A 6,586-nucleotide genomic window follows, 5' to 3' on the forward strand; every position below is an offset into this window, starting at 1 on the left:
TGCACTCCTGGGAGCGGCAGACCTGCCGCTCCCAGGAGTGCACGACGAACGACAGCAGGATCAGCCGCAGCAGGCTGTCCTCGTCCAGGTCGTGCAGCCGGGCGAGCCCCGCCCCGGTCAACGGCATGGTGACGCGTTCCAGCTGGCCGTGCCGGCGGACGGCGTCCCACAGCCGGCTCAGGCCGAGCCACAGGTCCTGGACCCCGGACGAGGCGACGCAGTCGTTGCCCATCCGGCTGTAGGCGACGCCGAAGACCAGGTCCGGCCGGGTGCCGAGGACGGCGACCGTCCCGATCGGATACCGCGCCCGCTTGCCCCGCGGCTTGTCCCGCGGACTCTCCCAGGCCACCGGAGCCACCCCCGCCAGCGCGGCGGCCAGCTCCGCGTCCAGCCGGCCGACGTCCCCCGCGTAGCGACGGGCCAGCAACTGCCCCTGCACGCTGCCGTCGTTGATGACGACACCGTCGTCCACCAGGGTGTCGAAGGTGTCGGTGAACCCCACCACCAGATGGCCGGGCTGCTCGAACAGATCGCCCTCCTCGACCACCACCGTCATGCCGGGGCGCCCGAACTCCTGGCGCACCGCGGCCTGCGGGCGCGCTCGGGCCAGCCCCCAGGCCAGGCACAGCGCCACCGAACCGGCCAGCACCAGCCCGGGCCGCGAGACGACGTCCGGGAACAGCTGGCCGGCGAACTGCACGACGGCCGACACCCCGCCGAAGGCCGCCAGCACACTGCCCGCGAACACCCGCCGCCCGCGCCACGAGCGCGGGAGCCGGCGCCGGGCGGGACGGGACGAGGAACGTCGGCCGGTCAACCGCATGCTTCCCTCCGGAGCGCCTTGGTACGCTGACCGCACTGATGACGGGACGTCACGCGGCGGAGGGGGCGAGGCGCGTGCAGACCCGGCCACCGCACGTCCGCGTGAGCGTCCTGGGCCCGGTCCGGCTGGACGTCAACGGCGCCCCGGTACGCCTCACCCCGCTCACGGCACGCCTGCTGGTCCGCCTGGTCGCCGCGGACGGCGAGGCCGTCACCGCGCGCCGGCTGTACCGGGACGTCTGGCAGCACACCGTGGAACTGCCCCACCAGGACCTGCGCAACCGCAACGAGGTGCAGAAGCGGATCCTGGAGCTGCGGCGCGCGTTCGACCAGGCCGGGCCGGGCCACGGCACCCGGATCGTGCGCACCGGCCAGCTGCCGACCGCGCGCGGGGCCGAGAGCACCTACCGGCTGGACCTGTCCGACGACGAACTGGACAGCGCCGAGTTCACCCGCCTGGTGGGCGACGCGCTGCGCGCGGCACCCGCCTCGGCCGTCCGGCTGCTCACCGACGCGCTGCGGCTCTGGCGCGGCCGGCCGCTGACCGAGGCGCTGGACGAGGAGTTCGCGAGCGCGCCGGTGCGGCGGCTGAACCGGCTCAGGGAGACCGCGCTGCGCGAACTGATCGCCGGACACACCGCGCTGGGCCGCTACGACCTCGCCCTGCCGGTCGCCGAGCAGGCCGCCCGGGAACGGCCGGACGACCCCGAGGCCGCCGCCACCCTGGCCCGGCTGAACGCCCGGCTGCGCGAGCGGCACGGCGACGAACTGCTGCGCCACACCCTGCGCGGGCTGCGAGTGGACGTCGTCGTGCTGCGCGGCGACCTGTTCGACCAGGAGGACGCCAACCTGGTCGTGGGCTTCTCCGACACCTTCGACACCTCCACCGACGACGTCGTGATCAGCCGGGAGAGCGTGCAGGGCCAGCTGGTCGACCGCCTCTTCGACGGCCGGCACCGGCTGCTGGACGCCGCCCTGCGCCGCGGGCTGAAGGACGTCATCCCGCTGGCCACGGAGAGCGTCCGGGCGAAGCGCCGCGGCCGGCGCACCCGCTATCCGATCGGCACCGCGGTGGCGGTCCCCGTCGGCAAACGCCGGGTCTTCGCCCTCGCCTACTCCCGGCTGGGCAACGACCTGCGGGCCCGGTCCGCCCCGGCCGACCTCAGGCTGAGCCTGGAACGCCTGTGGCCGTCGGTCGCCCTGCACGGCCTGTTCAAACCGGTGGCGATCCCGCTGATCGGCGCGGGCCTGTCCCGCCTCGTCGAGCTCGACCGCACCCAGCTCCTGCTGCTGATCGTCGAGACCTTCACCCGGAGCCTGGGCCAGGACCCCGCCGTCTGCCCCGAGCTGCGCGTCGTCATCCGCGCCGACGAGCTGGAGCGGACCGACCTGTCGGCGGTCGAGGCCTTCCTGCGGCGGGTGGACGAGCGGGGGCCGGCACTCCCGCCGACCGGCATCGGCTGATCTGTTCACGCCTCCCAGCAAAGCCCCGGGGGCGCTTCCGCCGACAGCCTCCGCCCGCTTCCGGAGCGCTTCCGGCCCGCCCGGCGCGCGCATCCGGCCGTGTGCCGCCGGCGGGAGGAGAACCCGGGGGCGCGGAAACCGCCGAGCGGCGGGTGAAGCGGGGCCCCGGTGGTCAGGATGGAAGCATGGGATTCCATGTCGACTCCGAGGCCGGGCGGCTGCGCCGCGTCATCCTGCACCGGCCGGATCTGGAGCTCAAGAGGCTCACCCCCAGCAACAAGGACGCCCTGCTCTTCGACGACGTGCTCTGGGTGCGCCGGGCGCGCGCCGAGCACGACGGGTTCGCCGACGTACTGCGCGACCGCGGGGTGGAGGTCCATCTCTTCGGGGACCTGCTCGCCGAGACCCTGGCGCTCCCCGAGGCCCGCGCACTCGTCCTGGACCGGGTCTTCGACGAGAAGGAGTACGGCCCCCTCGCCACCGGCCACCTGCGCGCCGCCTTCGACCGGATGACCCCGGGGGAGCTGGCGGAGGCCCTGGTCGGCGGCATGACCAAGCGGGAGTTCCTGGCCGGGCACGCGGAACCGACCTCGGTCCGCTTCCACGTCATGGAGCTGGACGACTTCCTGCTCCGCCCGCTGCCCAACCACCTGTTCACCCGGGACACCTCGGCCTGGATCTACGACGGGGTCTCCATCAACGCCATGCGCTGGCCCGCCCGGCAGCGCGAGACCGTCCACTTCGAGGCGATCTACCGCCACCACCCGCTGTTCCGTGACGAAACGTTCCGCGTCTGGTCCCGGGGGCAGGCGGACTACCCCTCCACCATCGAGGGCGGTGACGTGCTGGTGATCGGCAACGGCGCCGTGCTGATCGGCATGAGCGAGCGCACCACCCCGCAGGCCGTGGAGATGCTGGCGCACAAGCTGTTCGCGGCCGGCTCGGCGCGCACCATCGTCGCGCTCGACATGCCGAAGCGGCGCGCCTTCATGCATCTCGACACGGTGATGACCATGGTCGACGGCGACACCTTCACCCAGTACGCGGGCCTCGGCATGCTCCGCTCGTACACCATCGAACCGGGCACCGGCGAACGCGAGCTGAAGGTCACCGACCATCCCCCGGAGCACATGCACCGCGCGATCGCCGCCGCGCTCGGCCTCGGCGAGATCCGGGTGCTCACCGCCACGCAGGACGTGCACGCGGCCGAGCGCGAGCAGTGGGACGACGGCTGCAACGTCCTCGCCGTCGAACCCGGCGTGGTCGTCGCCTACGAGCGGAACTCCACCACCAACACGCATCTGCGCAAGCAGGGCATCGAGGTGATCGAGATCCCGGGCAGCGAGCTGGGCCGGGGCCGGGGCGGACCGCGGTGCATGAGCTGTCCCGTAGAGCGAGACGCCGTATAGAATTGCGAAGTCTCGTATAGAATTCCAATGTCCCTCGTAGTCATACATTGGAGCGCCCCGCCATGGCGACTGTCCCGACCGCCCTCGCCGGCCGCCACTTCCTCAAGGAGCTGGACTTCACCGAGGAGGAGTTCCGCGGCCTGGTCGAGCTGGCCGCCGAGCTGAAGGCCGCCAAGCAGGCCGGGGCCGAGACCCAGTATCTGCGGGGCCGGAACATTGCGCTGATCTTCGAGAAGACCTCGACGCGCACCCGCTGCGCGTTCGAGGTCGCCGCGGCCGACCAGGGTGCCCACACCACCTACCTGGAACCCTCCGGCTCGCAGATCGGACACAAGGAGTCGGTGAAGGACACCGCCCGCGTGCTGGGCCGGATGTACGACGCCATCGAGTACCGGGGCGACAGCCAGGCCAAGGTCGAGGAGCTGGCCGCGCACGCCGGTGTGCCCGTCTACAACGGCCTCACCGACGACTGGCACCCCACCCAGATGCTCGCCGACGTGCTCACCATGACCGAGCACAGCGCGAAGCCGCTGCGGAAGATCGCCTTCACCTACCTCGGCGACGCCCGCTTCAACATGGGCAACTCCTACCTGGTCACCGGCGCCCTGCTCGGCATGGACGTGCGGATCGCCGCCCCGAAGTCCTACTGGCCCGCCCAGGAGATCGTCGACCGCGCCCGCGCGCTCGCCGCCACCAGCGGCGCCCGCGTCACCCTCACCGAGGACGTCGCCGAGGCCGTCGCGGGCGCCGACTTCGTCGCCACCGACGTCTGGGTCTCCATGGGCGAGCCCATGGAGGTCTGGGACGAGCGGATCGCGGCCCTGACCCCCTACGCCGTGACCATGGACGTGCTCCGCGCCACCGGCAACCCGGACGTGAGATTCCTGCACTGCCTGCCGGCCTTCCACGACCTCGGCACCACGGTGGGACGGCAGATCTACGAGACCCACGGCCTCAGCTCGCTGGAAGTGACGGACGAGGTCTTCGAGTCCGCCCACTCGGTCGTCTTCGACGAGGCCGAGAACCGCCTGCACACCATCAAGGCGGTGCTGGTGGCCACACTCGCCAGGGAAACCCTTGCCTGACCCGCCTCACCAGGCCTTATCCTGACCGGCGGCCCGGAACCACCCCTTCCACAGTCGTCGCCGCGCCGCTATCACCGGCGCCCGCACCACCAGAAACGAGCACCACCCGCATGCCCGCTCCCCGCATCAAGTCCCCGCACCTGCTCGTCGCCGAATCCGGAGCCGACCGCGAGGGACACGGCCTGAAGCGCACCATGGGCCTCTTCCAGCTCATCTGCTTCGGCGTCGGCGCCATCGTCGGCACCGGCATCTTCGTCGGCCTCTCCGACTCGGTCGCCCAGGCCGGCCCGGCCGTCGTCGTCTCCTTCGTCCTCGCCGCGATCACCTGCGTCTTCACCGCCCTCTCCTTCGCCGAGCTGGGCGGCGCGATCCCGGTCTCCGGCTCCTCGTACTCCTTCGCCTACGCCGGCCTCGGGGAGTCCACCGCCTTCCTCGTCGGCTGGTGCCTGCTGCTGGAGTACGGCATCTCCATCTCGGCCGTCGCGGTCGGCTGGAGCGAGTACGTCAACGAGCTGCTGCACAGCCTCGCCGGCGTCCGGCTCCCGGCCGCCCTGTCCGCGGGCCCCGGCGACGGCGGCCTCGTCAACCTGCCCGCCGTGCTCGTCATCGCCATGGCCTCCGTGCTGCTGGTGCGCGGGGTGCGGGAGAGCGCCCGGGCCACGGCCGCCATGGCCGCCGTGAAGCTGGCCATCCTGCTGGCCTTCTGCGCCATCGGCTACAGCGCCTTCAAGGACGGCAACCTCACCCCGTTCTCCCCGGCCGGCCTCGGCGGCATCGGCGCGGGCACCACCGCCGCGTTCTTCTCCTACATCGGCTTCGACGCGATCACCACCGCCGGTGAGGAGGCGAAGAACCCGCGCAGGGACATCCCGGTCGCGATCCTCGTCTGCATGGGCGTGGTCACCCTGCTCTACTGCGCGGTCGCGCTCGCCGCGATCGGCGCCATCGGCGGCGACCAGGTCGCCGGCCGCCCCGCCGCCCTCTCCCACGTCGTCAACGAGGTCACCGGCTCGACCGTCGGCGGCGGCGTGATCGCCTTCGGCGCGGTCGTCGCCATCGCCTCGGTCGTCCTCGCGGTGATGTACGGCCAGACCCGCATCCTGATGTCGATGTCCCGGGACGGCCTGATCCCGCGCGTCTTCGAGAAGGTGTCCCCGCGGACGGCCACGCCGGTCGCCGGCACGCTGATCGTCGCGGTCGTCTTCGCGGTCCCGGCGGCCTTCGCCTCCCTGGACGCCGTGATGAACCTGTGCACCATCGGCACCCTCGCCATCATGGCCGTCGTCAACATCGCGGTGATCGCCCTGCGCCGCCGCGAACCGGGCCTCAGGCGCAGCTTCCGGGTGCCGCTCTACCCGGTGGCCCCGCTGCTCGGCGTCGGCTTCTGCCTGTACCTGATGTACGAGACCGGCTGGCAGACCTGGTTGCAGTTCGCCGTGTTCCTCGCGGTGGGCCTGCTGGTCTACGGCGCCTACGGCCGCCGGCACTCCACGCTCGCCGCCGCCGCGCGGGACGAGGTCACGCCGGCCGCCGCTGAGCGGGAACCGCAGGCAGTCTGAACCACACCGCCTTGCCCGACGGGGTGGGGCGGTGACCGCAGGACGAGCTGAGGGCGCGGATCAGCAGCAGCCCGCGCCCGCCCTCCTGCCAGACGTCGGGCTCCTCGATCACCGGCCGGGTCAGCTGGCCGGGCGGCGCCGGGTCCGGGTCGTGCACCTCGACCTGGCAGCCGGTCGGCGCCAGCTCCACCACCAGCTCGATCGGGCCGCGCCCGGCGGTGTGCTCCACCGCGTTGGCCACCAGCTC

Annotated in this window: 6 protein-coding genes; 4 read left to right on the forward strand and 2 right to left on the reverse strand. The window is 72.5% G+C overall.

Annotated elements, in window-relative coordinates:
• Nucleotides 1-817: macro domain-containing protein (locus tag CCN44_RS35705; RefSeq protein WP_244204020.1), on the reverse strand; the 817-nt coding region annotated here is incomplete at its 3' end.
• Between the two features lie 44 nt (nucleotides 818-861).
• On the opposite strand from CCN44_RS35705, the gene CCN44_RS35710 reads away from it, so the two are divergent.
• The 4 genes from CCN44_RS35710 to CCN44_RS35725 all read left to right on the forward strand — a co-directional run bounded on the left by CCN44_RS35710 (nucleotide 862) and on the right by CCN44_RS35725 (nucleotide 6,339).
• A complete protein-coding gene (locus CCN44_RS35710) occupies nucleotides 862-2,286 on the forward strand; it encodes a macro domain-containing protein (protein WP_221334962.1) in 1,425 nt (474 codons plus the stop codon).
• Between the two features lie 185 nt (nucleotides 2,287-2,471).
• On the forward strand, nucleotides 2,472-3,695 hold the full coding sequence (locus CCN44_RS35715; RefSeq protein ID WP_059253355.1) for an arginine deiminase: 1,224 nt from the start codon (nucleotides 2,472-2,474) through the stop codon (nucleotides 3,693-3,695).
• A gap of 62 nt (nucleotides 3,696-3,757) precedes the next feature.
• Nucleotides 3,758-4,780, forward strand: coding sequence for an ornithine carbamoyltransferase (gene argF / locus CCN44_RS35720; protein WP_059253357.1), 1,023 nt, complete (start codon nucleotides 3,758-3,760; stop codon nucleotides 4,778-4,780).
• A 110-nt stretch (nucleotides 4,781-4,890) separates the two neighbouring features.
• Nucleotides 4,891-6,339 carry an amino acid permease gene (locus CCN44_RS35725; protein WP_086702721.1) on the forward strand — a complete coding sequence of 483 codons (1,449 nt, stop codon included), beginning with the start codon at nucleotides 4,891-4,893 and terminating at the stop codon, nucleotides 6,337-6,339.
• Here the strand turns inward: CCN44_RS35725 and CCN44_RS35730 are convergent.
• A partial coding sequence (locus tag CCN44_RS35730) for an ATP-binding protein (protein WP_143650213.1) occupies nucleotides 6,299-6,586 on the reverse strand: 288 nt, incomplete at its 5' end. The genes CCN44_RS35725 and CCN44_RS35730 overlap by 41 nt on opposite strands.

The organism is Streptomyces tricolor, assembly GCF_002155905.1.
Taxonomy (GTDB): Bacteria; Actinomycetota; Actinomycetes; order Streptomycetales; family Streptomycetaceae; genus Streptomyces; species Streptomyces tricolor.